This window comes from Streptomyces sp. NPDC006385, assembly GCF_040612485.1.
Classification (GTDB): Bacteria; Actinomycetota; Actinomycetes; order Streptomycetales; family Streptomycetaceae; genus Streptomyces.
The window spans coordinates 15183-32508 of record NZ_JBEXQG010000001.1 but is presented as its reverse complement, the minus strand read 5'-3'; the positions used below and the strand labels follow the sequence as shown (position 1 = coordinate 32508).

18 protein-coding genes are annotated in these 17326 nt (G+C 71.5%); 7 read left to right on the top strand and 11 right to left on the bottom strand.

Annotation, left to right across the window (positions count from 1 at the left end):
- The first annotated feature begins 120 nt into the window (after positions 1-120).
- The gene (locus tag ABZ078_RS00160; protein ID WP_356570167.1) at positions 121-531 is read left to right on the top strand and encodes a hypothetical protein; all 411 of its coding nucleotides are present in this window, start codon (positions 121-123) and stop codon (positions 529-531) included.
- 154 nt (positions 532-685) lie between these two features.
- Here ABZ078_RS00160 and ABZ078_RS00155 read toward each other — a convergent pair whose 3' ends face one another.
- Complete coding sequence (locus ABZ078_RS00155) at positions 686-1966, bottom strand: streptophobe family protein (RefSeq protein ID WP_356570460.1); 1281 nt, start codon at positions 1964-1966, stop codon at positions 686-688.
- A 234-nt stretch (positions 1967-2200) separates the two neighbouring features.
- On the opposite strand from ABZ078_RS00155, the gene ABZ078_RS00150 reads away from it, so the two are divergent.
- Positions 2201-2656 (top strand): ATP-binding protein, encoded by a 456-nt coding sequence (locus tag ABZ078_RS00150; protein ID WP_356570166.1) that lies wholly within the window; start codon positions 2201-2203, stop codon positions 2654-2656.
- A 103-nt stretch (positions 2657-2759) separates the two neighbouring features.
- Entirely contained in the window at positions 2760-3248 is a 489-nt protein-coding gene (locus ABZ078_RS00145) for a helix-turn-helix transcriptional regulator (protein ID WP_356570165.1), read from the top strand.
- Between the two features lie 21 nt (positions 3249-3269).
- Here ABZ078_RS00145 and ABZ078_RS00140 read toward each other — a convergent pair whose 3' ends face one another.
- Entirely contained in the window at positions 3270-3872 is a 603-nt protein-coding gene (locus tag ABZ078_RS00140) for an ATP-dependent Clp protease proteolytic subunit (RefSeq protein ID WP_356570164.1), read from the bottom strand.
- Entirely contained in the window at positions 3872-4513 is a 642-nt protein-coding gene (locus ABZ078_RS00135) for an ATP-dependent Clp protease proteolytic subunit (protein WP_356570163.1), read from the bottom strand. Before ABZ078_RS00135 ends, ABZ078_RS00140 begins: the two co-directional genes overlap by 1 nt.
- A gap of 343 nt (positions 4514-4856) precedes the next feature.
- On the opposite strand from ABZ078_RS00135, the gene ABZ078_RS00130 reads away from it, so the two are divergent.
- Positions 4857-5339 carry a VOC family protein gene (locus ABZ078_RS00130; protein ID WP_356570162.1) on the top strand — a complete coding sequence of 161 codons (483 nt, stop codon included), beginning with the start codon at positions 4857-4859 and terminating at the stop codon, positions 5337-5339.
- Positions 5340-5343: 4 nt separating this feature from the next.
- Here ABZ078_RS00130 and ABZ078_RS00125 read toward each other — a convergent pair whose 3' ends face one another.
- From ABZ078_RS00125 to ABZ078_RS00105, 5 genes are all read right to left on the bottom strand, one after another.
- Positions 5344-6249 carry an SGNH/GDSL hydrolase family protein gene (locus ABZ078_RS00125; protein WP_356570161.1) on the bottom strand — a complete coding sequence of 302 codons (906 nt, stop codon included), beginning with the start codon at positions 6247-6249 and terminating at the stop codon, positions 5344-5346.
- Between the two features lie 119 nt (positions 6250-6368).
- Positions 6369-7247, bottom strand: coding sequence for a geranyl diphosphate 2-C-methyltransferase (locus tag ABZ078_RS00120; protein ID WP_356570160.1), 879 nt, complete (start codon positions 7245-7247; stop codon positions 6369-6371).
- Between the two features lie 50 nt (positions 7248-7297).
- Positions 7298-8344: a family 2 encapsulin nanocompartment cargo protein terpene cyclase gene (locus ABZ078_RS00115; protein WP_356570159.1), complete on the bottom strand. Its 1047-nt coding sequence runs from the start codon at positions 8342-8344 to the stop codon at positions 7298-7300.
- A gap of 16 nt (positions 8345-8360) precedes the next feature.
- Positions 8361-9803, bottom strand: a complete 1443-nt coding sequence (locus tag ABZ078_RS00110) for a family 2B encapsulin nanocompartment shell protein (protein WP_356570158.1) — start codon at positions 9801-9803, stop codon at positions 8361-8363.
- 191 nt (positions 9804-9994) lie between these two features.
- Positions 9995-11002, bottom strand: a complete 1008-nt coding sequence (locus ABZ078_RS00105; protein WP_356570458.1) for a zinc-binding alcohol dehydrogenase family protein — start codon at positions 11000-11002, stop codon at positions 9995-9997.
- A gap of 151 nt (positions 11003-11153) precedes the next feature.
- Here ABZ078_RS00105 and ABZ078_RS00100 point away from each other — a divergent pair, with 151 nt between their 5' ends.
- Together ABZ078_RS00100 and ABZ078_RS00095 are read left to right on the top strand one after the other, a co-directional pair.
- The gene (locus ABZ078_RS00100; protein ID WP_356570157.1) at positions 11154-11957 is read left to right on the top strand and encodes a VOC family protein; all 804 of its coding nucleotides are present in this window, start codon (positions 11154-11156) and stop codon (positions 11955-11957) included.
- Between the two features lie 36 nt (positions 11958-11993).
- Complete coding sequence (locus ABZ078_RS00095) at positions 11994-12686, top strand: ribonuclease H (RefSeq protein WP_356570156.1); 693 nt, start codon at positions 11994-11996, stop codon at positions 12684-12686.
- A gap of 49 nt (positions 12687-12735) precedes the next feature.
- Here the strand turns inward: ABZ078_RS00095 and ABZ078_RS00090 are convergent, their stop codons facing one another.
- Both ABZ078_RS00090 and ABZ078_RS00085 read right to left on the bottom strand, forming a co-directional pair.
- A complete protein-coding gene (locus tag ABZ078_RS00090) occupies positions 12736-13560 on the bottom strand; it encodes a tyrosinase family protein (protein ID WP_356570155.1) in 825 nt (274 codons plus the stop codon).
- A gap of 49 nt (positions 13561-13609) precedes the next feature.
- On the bottom strand, positions 13610-14026 hold the full coding sequence (locus ABZ078_RS00085; RefSeq protein WP_356570154.1) for a tyrosinase cofactor: 417 nt from the start codon (positions 14024-14026) through the stop codon (positions 13610-13612).
- Positions 14027-14371: 345 nt separating this feature from the next.
- Between ABZ078_RS00085 and ABZ078_RS00080 the strand changes: the two genes are divergently transcribed.
- Positions 14372-15607 (top strand): FAD-dependent monooxygenase, encoded by a 1236-nt coding sequence (locus tag ABZ078_RS00080; RefSeq protein ID WP_356570153.1) that lies wholly within the window; start codon positions 14372-14374, stop codon positions 15605-15607.
- 6 nt (positions 15608-15613) lie between these two features.
- Here the strand turns inward: ABZ078_RS00080 and ABZ078_RS00075 are convergent, their stop codons facing one another.
- Positions 15614-17305, bottom strand: coding sequence for a cholesterol oxidase substrate-binding domain-containing protein (locus tag ABZ078_RS00075; protein ID WP_356570152.1), 1692 nt, complete (start codon positions 17303-17305; stop codon positions 15614-15616).
- Positions 17306-17326: the final 21 nt, after the last annotated feature.

Genomic DNA, 17326 nt, shown 5'->3' with positions numbered 1-17326 from the left:
GAACATACTCGACTGCGAGAGCGCTTCACTTGGGGCGACGGCGCCCTCACGCACCGCTCATGAGCCGCAGGGAAAGCGAGGCCCGCCGACAGGCGAACAAGCGACACGGGGGAGAGTCACGTGCACGACGAGTTCCTGTGCCATGTCACCGCGTACGGGGTCTGCGGTGGCCGGCGCATCGGTGTACCCCTGGGAACCTACCGAGCGCCCACCCTGGCCCTCGCCCTGTGGTGGTTACGCGACCGGGCCTCCTGGATCGCCGAGCGATTAGACCCGCAGCCCGGCGCCGGGCACCTCCCGCCGAAGGCGCTCGTCCCGGTCGCCGACACCGTGCCCGACGTGCCGGCCGTGCTGCGCGCCTGGTGCGGCGATGTCGGCCGGCAGGAGCTGGTCGCCGACGAGTTGGCGGCCGGACGGCTGGTGAGGATCGCCGTGAGCGACGACACCACCGAGTACGAACTGCTCGCCGAGTCGGTGGACGCCCTGCGCATGCAGCGGACCGTTCCTCCGCTGGTCGTGCCGGTCGCCTGAGGTGGCCGTTCCGAACGGGCGCCGCACCAGGTGAAGGCAGGCCGCAAGGACGGACAAATCAGGCATCGCATGGCATCCACACCGACGGCCACCGCGTCCACGCATCGGGGTCAGCGCTGTCGAGCCGCTCCTCCGGCGGTGAACGCCGACCCGCTCACCCTTCCCCGCGCTTCCCGGCCTCGCCCCGGTGCCGCCCCCACCGCGCCGCCGGCCCGCCGAGGAACCCGGCGACCAGCCCCCACAGCACCGCCAGTCCGACCGCGCTCCAAACCTCGGGCCGCAGGAACAGCTCCCCGCCCAGGTCCCCGCCGAGGTCACCGATGCCCAGGACCGACAGCCCGTAGTGCGCCGAGACGCGGCCCACGAGGCAGATCATCAGCACCGTCAGTGCGAGGGCGACCGCCAGACGCACCGCGTGCCGCCAGGCGGGCATCCGGGCCGGAGACCGCCTCGCCATCACGAACGCCGCGCCCAGCAGCAGGACCGCGTCGACGACGACGAGCCACCACACCCTCCCGTCGTGCTCGGCCAGGCTGCCCAGATCGAGCTCGGCGACCTCCGGGCCGCGCAGCACCTCGTCGAGCACATGCGGCATGGGCAACCCGAACGGACCGTCCACGCGGCCGTCCCACGTCGCGCCGAGACCGATCGTGAGGGCGAGCCACACCAGGTTCGGCAGGCCGAGCAGGATCACCGCCAGGGTCTCGGCCGCGTGCCCGCGGGTCGCCGCGACGACCAGGCCGATGACGACACCGAGCCCCACCCAGACGAGCAGCAGCACCACCATGGCGTACGCGGCCGGCCGCACCGACTCCTGGAAGCGCAGCAGCCGACCCGGCAGCGGTGCCCCGCGCGAGACCAGCAGGGCGAGCAGCAGCACGCCCGCCAGCCACAGCACGCCGAAGAACACGGTCGCCGGTACGTCGGTGGTGAAGCCGACCTGCGGCGAGATGCCGAACAGGTCGCCGAGGTCGCCGAGCGTCTCATCACCGAAGTCGCTGAGAGACAGGGAGAAGGTCTGGCGGGCGGCGAAGGACAGCGCCAGCAGCGCGACGAGCCACAGGACGGCGATCCTGGCGGCCCAGCCGGCCAGCTCCCCGGCGCCGGCGACCGCCCGGTGCCGCAGCGGCCGCAGGAAACCGGCGGCCAGGACGAGGGCACCGACCAGTGTCACGGACAGCGGGATCACGGCCAGCCCGGCGTCGGACTCGGCCAGGTCTCCGGCGTTCCCCGAGAGCTCGACCCTGCCGCCGACCGCCGTGACCACCGTCGCCGCGACGACCCGAGGGAAGGCGTTGTCCGGGAGCTCCGCGGCCCCGGCCGCCCACAGCCCCAGCGCGGCCACCACCCCCATCGACACCAGCGCGGCCAGCACCGCGCCGACGGCCGGTACCCAGCCGTGACGGGCCACGGCCGGACGGGAGGGAGGCGGCACGCTCACCCTGCCCACGCTAAGCAGCGCCCCCGCGGCACGCCCGCCGGGAGGTCCGTCCGCGTCGGCTCGCGGGCGCGCGGGAGCGGGAGGAAGAACAGGGCGTTCGCGCCGGTCGCCGCAGTCGCCGTCGCTGTGACGTACGGCGCTACCTGCGAAGGGACTGCGAAGCGCTGCGCTGGGTACGAGGACTGGTGCAGCAGCGTCCGGCCAGGCCGGCTTCCGAGAGAGACACGCATGATCGAGCACGTGGGCGGGGCAGTGATTCCGACTGGTTTCGACGTGCCCGTGGAACCGCTTCGGCGGGCGGCGCACTACAGCGGCGAACCGGGATGCATCGCCGAGGCGCGGTCGTTCGCCGCGGTGTTCCTCGGCCGGCTCAGGACCGAGTGGTGTGCCACGATCGATGAGCCCGCCGAGGACAAGGTGCTCCTCGTGGTCAGCGAACTGGTCACCAACGCCGACCGGCACAGCAACGGCCCGTACATCCTGGAGCTGGAGGGCACGGACGACGCGGTGACGGTCTGCGTGTACGACAGCAGTTCCGCCCTGCCCCGCCGCTACCCCAGGGATCCCGAACGGGTCGGGCGGCACGGCCTGGAGATAGTGCACGCCCTGGCGGCGGAGGTCTCCGTGGAACGGGTACCGGTCGGCAAGCGGGTGCGCGCTGTGCTGCGGACGAGCGCCGAGTGACGGACGCGGCCGCGCGGACCGCCGCGCCGACCTGAGCCGCGATTTCCCCCAGGGCGGAATTCCGCTCCCTTCCCCTGACGTCCCTGACTTCTACGCTGGTCGGGTGAGCGAACAAGCGACGAACGAAGCCCGCGTCATTCCCCTGCGCCCGCCGACCGCCCGCCCGTCGGCCGCCCGCTCGGGAGCGACCCGCCCAGCGTCCGAACGCCCTGCCACCGCGCCACCCACGACCACGACCACGCCCGCGCCCCACGCCCCCGCCGCGGCCCCGCCCCCCGCGGCCAAAGAGCCCCTGTGGCGCGACCTGATCGGCGACGTCCTGCGCCGCGAGCGCCTCGCCCAGGAGCGCACGCTCAAGGACGTGGCCGACGCCGCCCGGATCTCCATGCCGTACCTCTCGGAGGTCGAGCGCGGCCGCAAGGAAGCCTCCTCGGAGGTCCTCGCGGCCGCCGCCCACGCCCTGGGACTCGGCCTCGGCGACCTGCTGTCGCTGGCGCAGGGCGAACTGGTCAGGCTGGCCGGCCGCCGAGTGCCCGCCGGTAGCCGCGGCAGGGCGGGTTCGCGGTACGACGGACTGTGCCTGGCCGCCTGACCGCGGTGGCGGACCGGCGCCTCAGACCCCCACGAGGCGCCGGCTCAGCACCTCGTCCGCCAGGCCGTACGCCACCGCCTCCTCAGCGGTGAACACCTTGTCGCGGTCCATGTCCGCGCGCAGCGTCGCGATGTCGTGGTGCGTGTGCCGGGCCAGCACCTCCTCGACCTGCGAGCGGATCCGGACCATCTCCTGGGCATGCAGGGCGAGGTCGGAGATCATGCCCCGGCTGCCACCGGAGGCGGGCTGACCGAGCAGCACACGCGCGTGCTCCAGCACGAACCGCCGCCCGGGATCGCCACCGGCCAGCAGCACCGCCGCCGTGGACGCCGCCTGCCCGACGCAGCACGTCGAGATCGGCGCCCTCACATACGACATCGTGTCGTAGATCGCCATCAGCGAAGTGAACGAGCCGCCGGGGGAATTGATGTAGACCGAGATCTCGCTCTCCGGGGCCGACGACTCCAGATGGAGCAGTTGCGCGATGACGACGTTGGCGACACCGTCGTCGATCTCGGTGCCGAGAAAGATGATGCGCTCGTTGAGCAGCCGGCTGAACACGTCGTACGACCGCTCGCCCGCCGGCGTGCGCTCGACCACGTTCGGAATCGTGTACGTCCCCATCACTGCAGCCCCATCCTGCGTCGCGACGTGGCCGGGCGGACGTCCGCGAGGGACTCCACGACCCGGTCCACCATGCCGTACTCCCTGGCCTCCTCGGCCGTGAACCAGCGGTCGCGGTCACCGTCCCGGGAGATGGCCTCCGGGGTCTGGCCGGTGTGCTCCGCCGTGATCCGCTCGATCGTCCGCTTGGTGAACTCCAGGTTCTCCGCCTGGATCTCGATGTCCGCGGTGGTGCCGCCGATGCCCGCCGACGGCTGGTGCATCATGATCCGCGCGTTCGGCAGCGCGTACCGCTTGCCCGCGGTGCCGACGCTCAGCAGGAACTGGCCCATGCTCGCGGCGAACCCCATGGCGAGCGTCGCGACGTCGTTCGGGATCAGCCGCATCGTGTCGTAGATGGCCAGGCCCGCGTGCACCGACCCGCCGGGGCTGTTGATGTACAGGCTGATGTCGGTGCGCGGATCCTCCGCCGACAGCAGCAGGAGCTGGGCGCAGACCCGGTTGGCGGAAGCCTCGGTGACCTCGGTGCCGAGGAACACGATGCGCTGCCCGAGCAGTTGGGCGGCGAGATGGTCGTCGAACCGCGTGGGCGGCGCGTCGCCCTCCTCGGCCCGGGGCGCGAGCGCGGAAAGTGGAGTCATCGGATCTCCTCGTGGTGGTGGGGATGCCGTCGACTCCACTGTCGACCGCGAACGCCGCCGCTGGTCGGTTTCTCTGCCCGTGGCAGATCAGCTGACGGCAGAGCCCTTCCGCAACTCCCGGAAGAAGGCCCGCACATCGCCGACCAGCAGATCCGGATCCCCCCCCCGTCGCGAAGTGCCCGCCCGACCCGGCCAGCCGCGCGTGATGATCGGCGCGCCGGCGTCGGGCTCGCTTGGGCGTATCGGCCATCTGGTTCAGCGGAAACGGCCCGACCGATGAGTTTCGCCGCGAGGAACGGTCGACACAGATGACAGCGACCCCGCCCCACCCCAGGAGGAACTCATGGCAAGCGACGGTTTCACCACGTGTCTCTGGTTCGACGGCCAGGCCGAGGAGGCCGCCCACTTCTACGTCTCGGTCTTCAAGAACTCCAGCGTCGGCAAGATCGCGCGCTATCCCGAGGGGGCCCTCCAGCCCGCCGGCAGTGTCATGACCGTCGAGTTCACGGCCAACGGTCACCGGTTCCTCGGGCTCAACGGCGGTCCCCAGTTCAAGTTCACCGAGGCGGTCTCCTTCATGATCTTCTGCGAGAACCAGGAGGAGATCGACTACTACTGGACCAAGCTCACCGAGAACGGCGGCGAGCCCGGCCCGTGCGGCTGGCTCAAGGACAGGTACGGCGTGTCCTGGCAGGTCGTCCCGGACCGGCTCGACGAGATGGTCACCGACCCGGACCCGGCGAAGGCGGCCCGTGTGACCGCGGCGTTCATGGCGATGGGCAAGTTCGACATCGCCGCCCTGGAGCGGGCCTACGCGGGCGAATGAGGCGCTAGCCGCCCCCGGTTTCGCCGATCACCCGGGTGATCTCCCTGGCCATCCGCAGGATGCCCGGGGAGCGGACCGGGCAGGGCTTCGGCGTGGACGTCGTGGGGGCCAGACAGAAGTGCAGGTAGTCCTCGTCGAGGTGCAGGGCGGTGCGGTCGCGGTCCGGCTGGGTGCAGTAGTCCGGGTGCTCGCGCTCGTACGCGGTGCACGGCAGATACTGCGTCCAGGTGTAGCGGGACCCGGCGGGGGCCACCGTCGCGCCCGCGTCGGCCACCACGTGGCCCGGGGTGGCGGCCTGCTCCTCGTAGAGGGCGTTGACCCGCCGGACCCGGTCGGGAGAGACCGGGTCCGGACCTTGCAGCACCCAGACGATCCGGGCGTCTCCGGCAGCGGCGATCTGGTCGCTCAGCCGCCTCATGTCGGCCGCGTACCGCTTGAAGTACTTCTCAGGGGAGGCGGCGTGGGTGATGCCGTCCATGCACGGCGTGTACCCCCACGCGTTGCCCCAGAACTGAAGCACCACGAAGTCCGGCCGCAGCCGGCGCACCAAGGCGGCCGCCTTGTCCGCGGCCGGGACGAGGGACCGTTCGCCCGTGCCCTCCAGGTAGTCGCACAGGGTGGTGCCCGAGTACGGGGCGCTTGTGTACGCCGCTCGCAGGGCGCGGCGCACTTCCTGCCCGAGCACCTTCTGCGCCTCCATCGCGAGCGAGTCGCCCAGATACAGCACCGAGGGCGCCCGCGCAGGGGACTTCGCGCCGCTGCTCGGAGAGGCCGGCGCCCGCTGCTGCGTCGTGGCCGACCCCTGAGGCGCCTCAAGCGGCGCCGCGGCCTTGGGCCCGGACGCCGGATCCCCGCACGCGCCGAGCAGCACGGCGGCCAGCACCACCCCCACCAACCACGGCTTCCGCATAAGGCAACTCCCGCCCCGGACACCGAAAACGGCTCCCCAGGCAAGCACAGCCCGGCCCCAGGGGGAAGACCCGCGTCGGCCACCGGAGTCCCTTGGCCGACGCCGGTCATGACGGTCACTCAGACGCGGTCCGCCGCGATCAGCAGATACTGGAAGCTGCCGTTGCGGTACGCGTTCAGGAACGTGTCCTCGATGCCCGTCACCAGGTGGTCCGCCTCACGGCGCAACTCCCAGTAGGGGAGGGCCGCCTCGGTGAGGTCCTGCACCTGGACCGGGACGAGGCGGTTGCGGGCCATGGCGCGGAAGTACGCCGAGCGCGGGTGGATGTCGCAGATGTAGTGGGCGTTGATCAAGGACACCTCGCGGGAGGCGCGTCCGTAGGTGTCGTTGTAGCAGCCGGTGATGACGACGTAGCGACCGCCGCGGCGCAGCAGCCGGGCGTGCTCGGCGAACAGCAGGTCGAGCTCGACGTACATGGTGGACTCGTTGTTCCACGAGGCCGCGAACGCCCCGGACGGCAGACCGGTGTCGAGCATGTTGCGGCAGTGGTAGCGCACCCGGTCGTCGATGCCCCGCTTACGGGCCTGCTCGCCCGCGAACTCGGCCTGCTTGGCGGAGATGGTGACCCCGTCGGCCTCGCAGCCGTAGCGCAGATGCGCCACGACACTGCCGCCCCCGCGCCCGCACCCGGCGTCGAAGACCCGGTCGCCCGGCGTCAACGGTCCCAGCCGGTCGGCGAGCAGTTCGGCCTGGGCGTGCTCCAGCCGGTGCAGTTCGGCGGTGAGGCGCTGCCGGCGCCGCACCGGGTCGGGTTCGTCGAGCACGGAGCGGTCCGCTTCGCCGATGCCGTAGTGATGGTGGTACAGGTCGTCGATCTTTCCGAGTTCGAGGTTGACCGGGTTCTCCTCGGCGTTCCAGTAGTCCGCGACGCGGGTCTGGTACGTGGACTGGGACGGCACCGGGGCGGTGGTGGTGCCGGCTTCGGGGGCGATGGTCAACGGTGACTCCTCGTGCTGGTGGCTGTTTCGCTCTGTCATTCCTTGGCGCATTACCAGTAGTGGGGCAGGTGGTAGCGGTGGCTGTTGGTGGCGTGCCACTCGTGGTTGCCGGCCACCCAGTCGGACAGACTCCGGGCGTAGCGTTCGACGAGGGGGGAGGTGGCGGACAGCGCGGCCGACTCCTCGTCGAAGGCGTCCATGATCCGGTTGTGGATCTCGACGGCCCTCAGATAGGCGGCCTTGAGCCCGCACCGCTCGTTGGCCGCGATGACCTGCGGCAGGTTGAGGTGGGTCGGATCGCTCGCGAGCTCCTTGGTGAAGGAGTACAGGTCGTTGACGATCGTGGTCGCGTTGCAGGCGAGCGCCGTGATCCGCTGGATCTCGGGCCGGGCGTAGACCGCCTCGGGCAGCTCGTAGCCGTCCACGGCGTCCACGATCGACAGACACGGACGGAAGTTGTTGAACTGCCGCATCACCAGGTACTCCCAGACCCGCGGCACATGGCGGGTCTCCGCCCAGGCGGCCTCGGCCAGATAGCCCAGGTGCAGCCGGGCGATGTCGTGCACGAAGCGGTCGGTCTGGCTGGGGGTGGCGAAGCAGGCGTAGTCCGCGAGGGCGAAGTGGTACGAGCGCAGCGGACCGTCGGCCCGCACGCCGTGACGCCACTCCTCCTCCAGTTCGGGGACGCCGTGGTACGGGTCGATCGCCGACTGGGCCATGATCAACCGGCCCCCGAGGCCCCGGCGGGCTCCGCCGCGGCCCTCGTCCTCCTCGCAGTAGCAGGAGTCGACGACGTTCTCCGCGAGCAGCAGCTCACCGGCGACCGTCAGCCGTTCCAGATCGACCGCCTCCGGATGCTGGAGCACCACGGCCCGACCGAACTGGAACCCCGAGAAGTCCCCTTTCCACGCCTCGGGGAACAGGTCGAGCCGCCGGGCCCAGGCCTCCAGCCTGCGGTCGACCTCCGCTGCCTTCGCGGGGTCGGCGGGGGCGACCTGCCGGTACCGCAGCCCCGGGATCACCCCGCCGCGCCGGGTGCGCAGGGTGCTCGCCACGTTCGGCGGGCCCGGCGGCGAGAAGACGGACGGCGTGCTCATGGCGTGCTCCACGCGGTCACTCGGCCGTCCGGCCGATCTGGGCGTTCTCGAGGATCCCGACCGCGTCGGGCACGAGGATCGCCAGCGAGTAGTAGGCCGTGACGAGGTAGCGGATGATCGAGTTGCCGTCGATGCCCATGAACCGCACGTTCAAGCCCGGTTGATACTCCTCCGGGATGCCGGTCTGGTACAGCCCGATGGCGCCCTGGTCGCCCTCCCCGGTGCGCAGCGCGATGATGCTGCTGGTGTGCTGCGCGCTGATCGGGATCTTGTTGCAGGGGAAGATCGGGACGCCGCGCCACGCGGGGATCTCGTGCCCCTCGACGGTCGCCGTGCCGGGTACCAGGCCGCGCCGGTTGCACTGCCGGAAGAACGCCGCGATCGCCTTCGGATGGGCGATGAACAGCTTGGTCTTGCGCCGCATCGACAGCAGCTCGTCCATGTCGTCCGGGGTCGGCGGCCCGGTGAACGTGCTGATGCGCTGCCCGTGGTCGGCGTTGTGCAGCAGCCCGAACTCCCGGTTGTTGACCAGCTCCCACTCCTGGCGCTCGCGGATCTCCTCGATGGTCAGCCTCAGTTGCTGCTCGGTCTGGTCCATCGGGTTGTTGTAGAGGTCGGCCACCCGGGTGTGGACCCGCAGCACGGTCTGGGTCAGGGACAACTCGTACTCACGCGGGGCGAGTTCGTAGTCCACGAAGCCGCCGTTGAGGGTCGGTTCGCCGACATGGCCCGCCCGCACGGGCACATCGGCCTCGCCCTTGCGGTTCATGGGCAGGCTCTGGCGCGCGGCGTAGGCCTCCAGGTGCGCCGCGAGGGACGGCACCCGGTCGGTGAACTCCTCGACCACGGTCCAGGGCAGCGCGAGCAGTACGCCGGCGGTCTCCGCGCGCACCGAGCTCAGCCAGAGCGGGTCGGGCCGGCCGATGGCCTCGTCGCCGATCTGGTCGCCGTCGGTGACGACGCCGAGGATCTCCTCCTCGCCGTACTTGCCCTCCGTGAAGCGGGTGAAGCGGCCGTGCACGACGAGGTAGGCCTCGGTGACGGGCTGCCCGGCCTCGACGAGCACCTGGCCGGCCCGGATCTCCCGGACCCGGAACCGGGTGGCGACCTCCCTGAGGACGTCGGTGTCGGCGTAGCCGCGCAGGGCCGGAAGCTCGGTGAGGGTCTCGGGGATGACCTTGATGTCGTCGGCCCCGTTCTGGTCGAACTGCACCCGGCCCCGGCCCACGCGGAGCTGAAGCCGGCGGTTGACCCGGTAGGTGCCGCCCTTCACATCGACCCAGGGCAGCATCCGCAGCAGCCAGCGTGAGCTGATGGCCTGCATCTGGGGTTCGGACTTGGTGGTGGTGGCGAGCTGCCGGGCCGCCTGGGTGCTCAGACTGGTGAGCTGACCGTCGGACCGGGGATCGGGATCGGGTTCGTCGATGGCGGGACCGGTGGCGCTGTCCGGTGTGGACACATTCCCTCCCGGGGAGGTGAGCGGGCTGGTCAAGCGCGTGCACCAGCCAAACAGCCGCTGTGGCGCCTGGATCAGGGCGTGAAGGGGGCGGCTTCGGACCCTGGAGGTACAAACCTGCCGTACGGGGCAATGGGCACACCGTGGGTGCACCCGCTCCCCTCCTGTGACCCCGCACGCTGGAGTGACGGCGCTCAGGACAGGTCGTCCACCAGCACCGCCGCCCCGTCGAACCGGCCCGCCTTCAGGTCCCGCAGCGCCGCGTCGGCCCGCGACAGCGGATAGGCGTGCGTCGTGGCGTGTACGGCGTGCTCGGCGGCGAGCGCCAGGAACTCGACGCCGTCCGCGCGCGTGTTGGCGGTGACGCTGCGCAGTTGCTTCTCGTAGAAGAGGTCGCTCTCGTAGCGCAGCGCCGGGACGTCGCTGAGGTGGATGCCCGCGATCGCCAGGGTGCCGCCCCGGTCGAGGGCCCGCAGCGCCACCGGGACGAGATCGCCGACCGGCGCGAACAGGATCGCGCTGTCCAGCGGCTCCGGCGGCAGCTCGGAGGTGTCGCGCGCCGAGGCGGCACCCAGATCGAGCGCCAGCTTCCGCGCGGCCGCGCCTCGCGTCAGCACATGCACGGTGGCGCCCTCGGCCAGCGCCACCTGCGCGCACAGATGCGCGCTGCCCCCGAAGCCGTACAGCCCGAGCCGCCCGCCCGCGGGGAGCGCCGCCCGCCGCAGCGCGCGATGGCCGATGATCCCGGCGCACAGCAGCGGCGCGACCGTGACGTCGTCGAGGCCGTCCGGCAGCCGATAGGCGTACGCGGCCGGTACCGTCGTGTACTGCGCGTAACCACCGTCGGCGTCCCAGCCGGTGTACCGCGAGGCCGGGCACAGGTTCTCGGCCCCACGCGCACAGTAGGCACAGGTGCCGTCGGTGCGCCGCAGCCAGGCCACCCCCACCCGCTCCCCGCCCTCGAAGCCGCGTACCGCCGCCCCGAACCCGGCCACCACACCGACCACTTCGTGCCCGGGAGTGACCCCCGGCCGGTGCACCGGCAGATCCCCCTCGGTGACGTGCAGGTCCGTCCGGCACACCCCGCACGCACGCACCCTCACCAGCAGCTCGTCGTCGCCCGGCACCGGAACCGGCTTCTCGACCAGCCGGAGTGCCCCCTCCTCGACCGGCCCCGGCCCGAGCACCGCCCACGCGCGCATCGTCCCGTCCGCCACACCGCGCCCCTTCGTCGACCGGCCCGACCGTCTGCCTCCAGTCTGGAACGGAAGCGGACATTCGGCGCGCGCCCCGCCCTCCGGGTGGCTAGCGTGAGAATCCGGACAACCAACCCATCCGGAAGAGGGTCGCACCATGGCCGTGCCACCTGAAGGAACCCCTTGCTGGGCCGACGCGATGTTCGGTGACGTCGAGGGAGCCAAACGCTTCTACGGCGAAGTCCTGGGCTGGACCTTCGGCGAGGAGTCGTCGGAGTACGGCAACTACACCCAGGCCTACGCGAACGGCAAGGCCGCCGCCGCGGTCGTCCCGCCCATGCCGGGCCAGGAGGGCATGTCGCAGTGGTGTCTGTACTTCGCCTCCTCCGACGTGGCCGCCACCGCCGCCAAGATCCGCGAGAACGGCGGCGCGATCCTGATGGAGCCGATGGAGGTCGGGGAGTTCGGCAGCATGTGCCTGGCCCGTGACCCGGGCGGCGTCGTCTTCGGCGTGTGGCAGGCCGGTACCCACGAGGGCTTCGACACGGCGATGGACGACCCCGGCGCGTTCTGCTGGGCGGAGATCTTCGCCCGCGAGCCGGAGAAGTCCGACACCTTCTTCCCCGCCGTCTTCGGCTACCGGCAACAGCGGTTGGAGGACGACGGGATCGACTTCCGCCTCTACACCCTCGGCAAGGAGACCATCGCCCTGGGCCGGATGAAGATGACGGACGACTTCCCGCAGGACATCCCGCCGTGGATCAACGTCTACTTCAACGTCCCCGACTGCGACGACGCCGTCGCCAGGGCCACCAAGCTCGGCGGTGTGCTGCGCTTCGGCCCGATGAGCAGCCCCTTCGGCCGGTTCGCCGCGCTGAGCGACCCGCAGGGCGCGAACTTCTCGGTGATCGACACCGGCACCACCGAGGGCGAGATGCCCGAGATCACCGACCTCTCCTGACCGACTCCGCGACCGGGCACCCGGCCCGCCCATGGCATGATCGGACACATGCGTGAACGTGTGGTGGCCGCGTGCGACGGGGCCTCGAAGGGAAACCCCGGCCCGGCGGGCTGGGCCTGGGTCGTCGCCGACGAGAAGGAGACCCCGGACCGCTGGGAGGCGGGCCCGCTCGGCCGGGCCACCAACAACGTCGCGGAACTGACCGCGCTGGAGCGCCTGCTCACGGCGACCGACCCCGGCGTACCACTGGAGATCCGGATGGACTCCCAGTACGCCATGAAGGCCGTCACCACCTGGCTGCCCGGCTGGAAGCGCAACGGCTGGAAGACGGCCGCCGGCAAGCCGGTCGCCAACCAGGACCTGGTCGTGCGCATCGACGAACTGCTCGCCGGCCGCACGGTCGAGTTCCGCTACGTCCCCGCCCACCAGGTCGACGGCGACCCGCTGAACGACTTCGCCGACCGCGCCGCCAGTCAGGCGGCCACCGTGCAGGAGCCCGCGGGCAGCGGCCTGGGCTCGCCGGAGCCGCCGCCCTCCCCGGACACCCCGCAGGCCAGGGCCCCCCGCCGCAAGTCCGCGCCCGGCCGGAAGAACGGCAACTCCTCGCGCACCATCAAGGCCAAGTTCCCCGGCCGCTGCGTCTGCGGACGCGGCTACGCGGCGGGCGAGCCCATCGCCAAGAACGCGCAGGGCTGGGGCCACCCGGAGTGCCGCACCGCCGAGGCATGAACGACGACGGACCGGGCGCGGACGGGGCCCGGGCGGATCGGGCGCGGTCTCAGGCCGCGTCGAAGGTGTAGTGCGCGGTGTGGTCCAGCAGGTCGGCGGGACGCACGTCGTTCCACGGCTTCATCGTGTCGTCGAGGTCGACCACGTTCGGCGTCCCGGCAACCGGGACGTAACCCGAGCCGGGGTGGCGCCGCTGCCAGTCCGCCCACAGCTTGTCGACGTAGGCGTGGTGCAGCCAGAACACCGGGTCGTTGGGTGACATGCCGGTCGCCATCTGACCGCCGACCCAGACATGGACCCGGTTGTGCAGATTGACCCCGCGCCAGCCCTCCAGGTGGTTGCGGAAACCGTCCGACGCGCTGTTCCAGGGCGCCATGTCGTACGTCGGCATCGCGAGCACGGACTCCACCTCGGCCCGGGTCGGCAACTCCCGTACGGCGGCGCCGAGCGAACGGCGCAGATACGTGCGGCCGTCGACGCGCACGTTGACCGTCCAGTTGCCGCTCGACGCGGCGAACGGCCCGTCCATCACCCGCCCGTCGAGGCTGCGCCCGGTGCCGCCGAGGAAGTCGGGCGCCCACAGCGAGGACCGTATCGAGCGGTCGGCGGTCCAGTCCCAGTACGGCAGGGCGACCGAGGCGTCCACTTCCTGCAACGCGCGCTCGAACTCAAGCAGGAATCTGCGGTGCCAGGGCAGGAAGGACGGTGAACGGTGGCCGGTGCGTTCCCCGTTGTCGGTGTCGCCGATGATGAAGGCATTGTGGGTCGTGACGAACTCGTCGTAACGGCCGTTGCGCTTCAACTCCAGCAGGGCGGCGACGAGTCGCCGCTTCTCGTCGGCGGTCAGCAGGGCCTGGTTCTTGCGGACGGTCATGGTCGGTGGTGCTCCAAAGTACTTGTGCGGCCGGTCGGTCGGCGGCAGGTCAGTTGGCGGGGAAGGGGAGGAGCGTGGCGCCCTGGAGCTCGTCGACGGCGGCCCGGGCGGCGGCGCGCGGGGTGGGGACCGGGTCGTAGTGGCTGACGACGCTGATCCAACTGCCGTCGGCGTTGCGCATCACGTGCAGTTCCACCCCGTCGACGAACACGGCGTAGCCGGCGCCGTGGTGCTGGTGACCGCCGCCCGAGACCGGCCGGCCCTGTATCCGGCGGCCCTTGTAGACCTCGTCGAAGGACGCGGGGGAGTGGGGGCCATGCCCGGCGGTGGACGCGGTGGACGCGGTGGACGCGGCGGATTCCCTGGCGGCGGTCGACGCGGTGGGGGCGGCGACCGCCTGGGCACCGGCCGTGGTGGCGAGGGCGGCCGCGGCGGTGAGCGCACGGCGACGGCTGAGTTCCGGCATGCGGGCTCCTGGATCGGGTTGGTTCGGATGACGACTCCGCATGCCTACCGGGCCGGACGAGGGTGGGAGAAATCGGTCGGGAGCGGTTGGCCGCGATCCGGACAAGTGCCCACATGTCGTGCAAGGTTGTACGAAGATGATCTTGCTGCGGGCGGAGCCCGCCGCCACCCGGAACGGGAAATTCCTCCCCTGGAGGCGCCGTTCCGGGCGGTACTTCGCTCACCGGCGCGTCGCCAGTGGTCTGCCTCACCCGTCGAAGCTGACGCGATCCGGAGCGTCGTGATGTGTCACGCCCGCCCTGATAGCGTGCGAAGCCGAAATGGCTGATTTGAGTAATTTATGGGGGTGTGTGTGAAGGTCGCCTGCGTCGGCGGCGGGCCCGCCGGCCTGTATCTCTCGATCCTGCTGAAGCTGCGGGACCCGTCCCACGAGGTCACCGTCCACGAACGCGACCCGGAGGGTTCCACCTACGGCTGGGGCGTCACCTACTGGCGCGGACTGCTCGACAAGCTGCACGAACACGACCCCGCATCGGCCCGCGCCATCGCCGAGAGTGCGGTCCGCTGGAGCGAGGGCGTCGCCCACGTACGGCACCTGACGACCCGTCGGGCCGGCGACGAGGGTCACGGCATCGGCCGCCACCGGATGCTGGAGATCCTCGCCGCCCGTGCCCGCTCACTCGGGGTACGGCTGGAGTACGAGCACGAGATCACGCCGGGGAACCCGCCCGACGCCGACCTCGTCGTGGCGGGCGACGGCGTCCACAGCGCCCTGCGCACCCACCACGCCGACCACTTCGGCACGCGGACCACCATCGGCCGCAACCACTACATCTGGCTCGGCACCAGCAAGCCCTTCGACGCCTTCACCTTCGCCTTCGTCGAGACCGACCACGGCTGGATCTGGTGCTACGGATACGGATACGGATGCGGATACGGCGTGGGCCCCGCGTCCGGCACCGTCGTCGTCGAATGCGCCCCCGAGACCTGGACCGGTCTCGGCCTCGACACCGTGAGCGCGGCCGACGGTCTGGCCCTGCTGGAGAAACTCTTCGCCGACGCCCTCGACGGACACCCCCTCACCGGCCGCGCCGACGCCGACGGCCGGGCGCGGTGGCGGAACTTCCGCACCCTCACCAACCGCACCTGGCACCGCGGCAACCTCGTCCTGCTCGGCGACGCCGCCCACACCACCCACTACTCCATCGGCGCCGGCACGACCCTCGCCCTGGAGGACGCCATCGCCCTGGCCGGCGCGCTGCACGCGCACGCCACGCTGCCGAGGGCGCTCGCCGACTACGAACAGCGCCGCAAGAAGGCCCTGTTGCCCGCCCAGAGCGCGGCCCGGCACAGCGCCCAGTGGTACGAGCACCTGCCCCGCTACATCGACCTGCCCCCGCAGCGGATGTTCGCCCTGCTCGGCCAGCGCCACTCACCCCTGCTGCCCCACGTGCCGCCCCAGTTGTACTACCGGATCGACCGGGCGGCCGGCCAGCTGGAGACGGTGCGCCGCTTCAAGCGCTGGCTGGGACCGAAGGTCGCGCGCACCGTGCAGGCGAGGGCACTGGCGTCCCGCGAGTAGCCGCACTCACCGGAACAACCGGTCGAGGAAGGCGTTGCCGAACACACCGTGGGGGTCGAGCCGGTCCAGCACCCCGGCAGCCTGCCCCCATGCGCTCTCCCCGAAGGAGCCGGGCACGACCGCGTCCAGCACCTCCTCGTCGCGCCAGGCCGCCTCGTCCGTGTAGGCCCAGCCCTTCGACCACTCGACGCGGGCCGAGGCGTACCCGCCGTCGAAGGCGCGCAGCACGAACCGCTCCATCTCGCGCAGGAACTCCTCCGCGTACGGCGTCCCGGGGAGCGTCAGGACGTTCAGCCACACGGCCGTGTCCCACTCGGGACGATCTCCACGCGGCCGGAGCGCCGACAACAGCGGGGTCCGCGCACCGTCCGCCCCGACATCCGCCGGATCGTCCAGGCCGGTCACCCGGATCTCGACCGAACCGTTGACCGGGAACCGGCCGCGGGCCGCGTACGCCGTCAGCCGCTCCCGGTAGAAGGCGGTGAACTCGGCGACGACGCGCTGCACTTGGGCCCGCCCCGTCAGCACGGCGTAACCGTTCGTGGCGATCTTCAGGGTCGTCGGCCGCAGGTACAGCAGTGTGTTCTTGGACGGCCCCCAGATGTCCGCCGACATCGTCGCCACGAGCCCGAGCGCGGCCACGTCGTACTGCGCGTTGCCCAGCACCGGTGCCAGGTGCCAGGCGCCGTCCGACACCATGCGCCCGACCAGGTCCGCCACCGGGGTCGGGACGTTGTCGGAGAACGGGTAGTTGTAGGGGGTCCGCACGTGCCGCGAGGCCAGCGGCCGGGTGGGGGAGACGCTCCACACCTTCAGCCACGGGAACTCGGTGAAGGCGAACCAGATCGCCTCGACGCGTCCCGTCCGGTCCAGGAAACTCGCCAAGGTGCGTCCGCCGGTGCCGGGCGCGGCGAAGAGGTCGCCGGCCGGGATGTCCGTACGGCTGACACACCGCAGGTTGGTGTTGTCGCCCACGCGCAGCACGACCTCGGTGACCAGTGACCGGCCGAGATGGGTGAGCAGCGCGGCGCAGTCCGCCGCGTCACGTTCGTACGTCCGCAGTACGTACGCGTCGCTCGCCCCGTCCCAGACCACGGCCGTCAGCGACAGCACGAGATTGCTCAGGGAGCCGTACGTGTGCCCGGGCAGCCGCTGTTCGCCCCGCGCCGGTACCGCGGTGCCGTGCGCGGCCACGGCCAGGGCACCGCCCAGCGTGAGGTTGCCGGGCGCGGGGACCGCGGTGACGCCGAGGCCGTGCTGCTCCAGGTAGGTCAGCAGGGCCTCCACGGTGACGCCGGCGCCGGCGCGTACGGACGTCGGCGAGTCCAGGGCCAGGCCGGTGAGGTGGGAGGCGGTGTCGACCAGGAGGACCGGAGCGCCGGGCGACGTGCTCTGCGCGATCGTCAGCGGTGACCAGCCGTGCGAGGCGCCTCGGGCTCGGACTTTCCAGCCGTGCCGCCGGGCCCAGTTGACGACGGCTACCACCTGGTCGGGGTCGGCCGGCGCGCAGGCCCACAGTCCGTCGGCGGTGATCTCGCCCACCCAGTTCCGGTACGCCGAGCGGTACAGGGCCACATCGGCGGGGAAGCCCGGTAACTCCTGTGACGCGACGGCCGGTTCCACCGGAAGGAGTACCGGTACGGCGGCCAGGGCGGCGGTGGTGCGGAGGAAGCGCCTGCGGCTGAGGAAGTCGGTCACGGGGCCACGCTAGGGACCGGC

What these genes read in the sequence shown, in the direction of transcription:
- ABZ078_RS00130 (WP_356570162.1), top strand. Translation starts at nt 4,857, where the DNA reads ATGGCAAGCGACGGTTTCACCACGTGTCTCTGGTTCGACGGCCAGGCC.
- ABZ078_RS00150 (WP_356570166.1), top strand. Translation starts at nt 2,201, where the DNA reads ATGATCGAGCACGTGGGCGGGGCAGTGATTCCGACTGGTTTCGACGTG.
- ABZ078_RS00095 (WP_356570156.1), top strand. Translation starts at nt 11,994, where the DNA reads ATGATCGGACACATGCGTGAACGTGTGGTGGCCGCGTGCGACGGGGCC.
- ABZ078_RS00100 (WP_356570157.1), top strand. Translation starts at nt 11,154, where the DNA reads ATGGCCGTGCCACCTGAAGGAACCCCTTGCTGGGCCGACGCGATGTTC.
- ABZ078_RS00135 (WP_356570163.1), bottom strand. Translation starts at nt 4,513, where the DNA reads ATGACTCCACTTTCCGCGCTCGCGCCCCGGGCCGAGGAGGGCGACGCG.
- ABZ078_RS00090 (WP_356570155.1), bottom strand. Translation starts at nt 13,560, where the DNA reads ATGACCGTCCGCAAGAACCAGGCCCTGCTGACCGCCGACGAGAAGCGG.
- ABZ078_RS00105 (WP_356570458.1), bottom strand. Translation starts at nt 11,002, where the DNA reads ATGCGCGCGTGGGCGGTGCTCGGGCCGGGGCCGGTCGAGGAGGGGGCA.
- ABZ078_RS00115 (WP_356570159.1), bottom strand. Translation starts at nt 8,344, where the DNA reads ATGAGCACGCCGTCCGTCTTCTCGCCGCCGGGCCCGCCGAACGTGGCG.
- ABZ078_RS00125 (WP_356570161.1), bottom strand. Translation starts at nt 6,249, where the DNA reads ATGCGGAAGCCGTGGTTGGTGGGGGTGGTGCTGGCCGCCGTGCTGCTC.
- ABZ078_RS00085 (WP_356570154.1), bottom strand. Translation starts at nt 14,026, where the DNA reads ATGCCGGAACTCAGCCGTCGCCGTGCGCTCACCGCCGCGGCCGCCCTC.
- ABZ078_RS00140 (WP_356570164.1), bottom strand. Translation starts at nt 3,872, where the DNA reads ATGGGGACGTACACGATTCCGAACGTGGTCGAGCGCACGCCGGCGGGC.